This window comes from Acidisphaera rubrifaciens HS-AP3 (assembly GCF_000964365.1).
GTDB classification, from domain to species: Bacteria; Pseudomonadota; Alphaproteobacteria; order Acetobacterales; family Acetobacteraceae; genus Acidisphaera; species Acidisphaera rubrifaciens.
Genome location: NZ_BANB01000936.1, coordinates 1 through 2,347, shown reverse-complemented (window position 1 = coordinate 2,347; position 2,347 = coordinate 1). Strand labels below are relative to the sequence as shown.

Below are 2,347 nucleotides of genomic sequence, written 5' to 3'. Positions count from 1 at the left end.
GCGTCGGCGCGGGCGGCGCAGCAGACGAGACGCGCGATGCGCCCGCCATGACGCGCGGCGAGCGCGAGGCCGGTCATGCCGCCGAGCGAGAGGCCCATGAACGACGCCCGCGCCGCGCCCACATGATCGAGCAGCGCCACAACGTCGCCCGCGAGGTCGTCGATCGTGTATGGCCCGGGCGGCGCGTCGCTGCCGCCATGCCCGCGCGTGTCGTAGCGCAGCAGCCGGTAGCGGCGCGCGAGCCACGTCGCCTGTTCGTCCCACATCGACAGGTCGGCGGCGAGGCTGTTGGACAGCACCAGCCACGGCGCGTCGGCCGGCCCCTCGATCGCGACGTTGAGGGCGAAGCCCGCGGGCAGGCGGATGCGCGTGGGGGCGCCCGTCATCAGGCGGCGCTCCGCCGCGCGGCACCGATCGCGGCGTTGACGCGCGGCATCACCTGTTCCGCCAGCAGCACCATCGAGCGGCGCGCCAGCGCGGGGTCGCGCCAGTCCTTGCCGGCGAGCAGAAGCGTGCCGAAATCGCCCACCTCCTCGCGGAAGGCGAGGATGCGGTCGGCGACCTGATCGGGGGTGCCGTGGATGATCAGCCGGTCGCACACGTCATCGAGCGTGACGCTGTCGTCGGACTGCGCGCGGTCGGTCTTGAACAGCTCGGCGCGGCCGGCGCGCTTCATCTTGTGCAGGAGCTGGCTGTAGTAGAAGCGATACGGACTGTCCGGCCCGGTCGCATACGCGCGCGCGGTCGCGGCGTCGTCGGCGACGAAGATGCTCTTCGCCACGCGCCAGTTGGCGGGATCGGCCGGACGGCCGGCGCGGGCGCAGCCCTCGGCATAGTTGGGCCAGTGCGTGCGCACCCATTGCGGCAGCAGGAAGTTGGCCGAGATCGGGTCCCAGCCGCGCGCCGCCGCCTCCGTCACGCCCTTGGAATAGGGGGCGACGACGGTGACGACGATCGGCGGATGCGGGCGTTGCAGCGGCTTCGGCAGGATGCCCTGCCCGATCTCCGGGATCATCGTGCGCGCCGTGCTGACGGTCCAGAAGCGGCCGGCAATGTCATAGGGCGGATCGCGGCGCCAGATTTCCAGCACCTGGTCGATCGATTCCACGAACATCGCGTTGCGGTCGGCGCCGAGGCTGCCGAACGCCTCGGCGTCCGACGGCAGGCCGCCCGGGCTGATGCCGAAGATCAGCCGCCCGTCGAGCAGATGGTCGAGCATGGCGATCTCGGCCGCGACCCGCGCCGGATGCGTGTTGGGCAGGTTCACCGTGCCGGTGCCGAGGCGTATCCGGCGTGTGCGCCCGGCGAGCGTGGCGAGGAACAGCGCGCAGGAGGTGATGTTCTCCGCCGCGTCCGTCGAATGTTCGCCGACATAGGCCTCGGCGAAGCCGAGTTCGTCGGCGAGGATGAACGCCTCCTGATCCTCGCGCAGCGATTGCCGCCAATCCTTGTCGATCGGATGGATGGGCATGGTGAAGAAGCCGAGCTGCATCGTCGCGTCTCCTTAGGGCATCGCGCGCACCCTACCCCGCCGGGTCAGGCACGGCGCATCATTTGCTCGGCGAGGGGCGATCAGCTTCGCTGATGGCCCGCGGCAGCGCGGCCATGCCCTCCAGCACCGCGCAGACGGCGGCGGTGTCCTGTTCGCCGAGACCCTGCGCCATGGCGGCGACATAGAGCGGGGCGGTCGCGGCGAACAGCGGCGTCGGCGCGCCGATTTCGGCGGCGAAGGCGCCGATCACCGCCATGTCCTTCTGCCAGACATCCATCTTCATCGTCGCCTGGTCATAGCGCCCGTCGGCCATCATCGGCGCGCGCAGCGAGAAGACGCGCGAGCCGCCGGCGCCCGCGCCCGCGAGATCGACGATCTGCCGCGGATCGAGGCCGGCCTTCATGCCGAACACCATCGCCTCGGCCGCGGCGACGTTGTGGATGGCGACCAGCAGGTTGGCGACGAACTTCATGCGGCTGCCGTTGCCGTAGGCGCCGACGTCGTGCACGGCGCGCGCGAAGCCGCCGAGCAGCGGGCGCAGCGCCTCGATCGCGGCCGGCGGCCCGCTGGCATAGAGCACGAGGTCGCCGGTCGCCGCCTGTGCCCCGGTGCCGCTGATCGGGCAGTCGATCGCGACGTGGCCGGCGGCGGCGAGGGTGGCGGCGAAGCCGTGCTTGTCGGCGAGTGCCAGGGTGCTGAGTTCGACGACGGTGCGCGGCGGCGCGCCGGTCGCGGCGATCGCGCGCGCGGTCGCGTGGACGGCGGCGGGATCGGGCAGGCTGACGAGGATCACGCCGCACCCGGCCGCGAGTTCGTCGATCGACGCGGCGGCGCCGACGCCACGGCTGCCCGCGC

Annotated in this window: 3 protein-coding genes; all 3 read right to left on the bottom strand. The window is 72.3% G+C overall.

Annotation, left to right across the window (positions count from 1 at the left end; genetic code table 11):
• Positions 1–386, bottom strand: a 386-nt coding sequence (locus tag B8460_RS19205; protein WP_048863235.1) for an alpha/beta fold hydrolase, incomplete at its 3' end; no start/stop codon positions are given.
• On the bottom strand, positions 386–1,492 hold the full coding sequence (locus tag B8460_RS19200) for an LLM class flavin-dependent oxidoreductase (RefSeq protein ID WP_048863234.1): 1,107 nt from the start codon (positions 1,490–1,492) through the stop codon (positions 386–388). The genes B8460_RS19205 and B8460_RS19200, both read right to left, overlap by 1 nt.
• 58 nt (positions 1,493–1,550) lie before the next feature.
• A partial coding sequence (locus tag B8460_RS19195) for an NAD(P)-dependent oxidoreductase (protein WP_048863233.1) occupies positions 1,551–2,347 on the bottom strand: 797 nt, incomplete at its 5' end.

Coding starts and splice junctions, on each gene's coding strand:
- B8460_RS19200 (WP_048863234.1), bottom strand. CDS start 1,492: ATGCAGCTCGGCTTCTTCACCATGCCCATCCATCCGATCGACAAGGAT.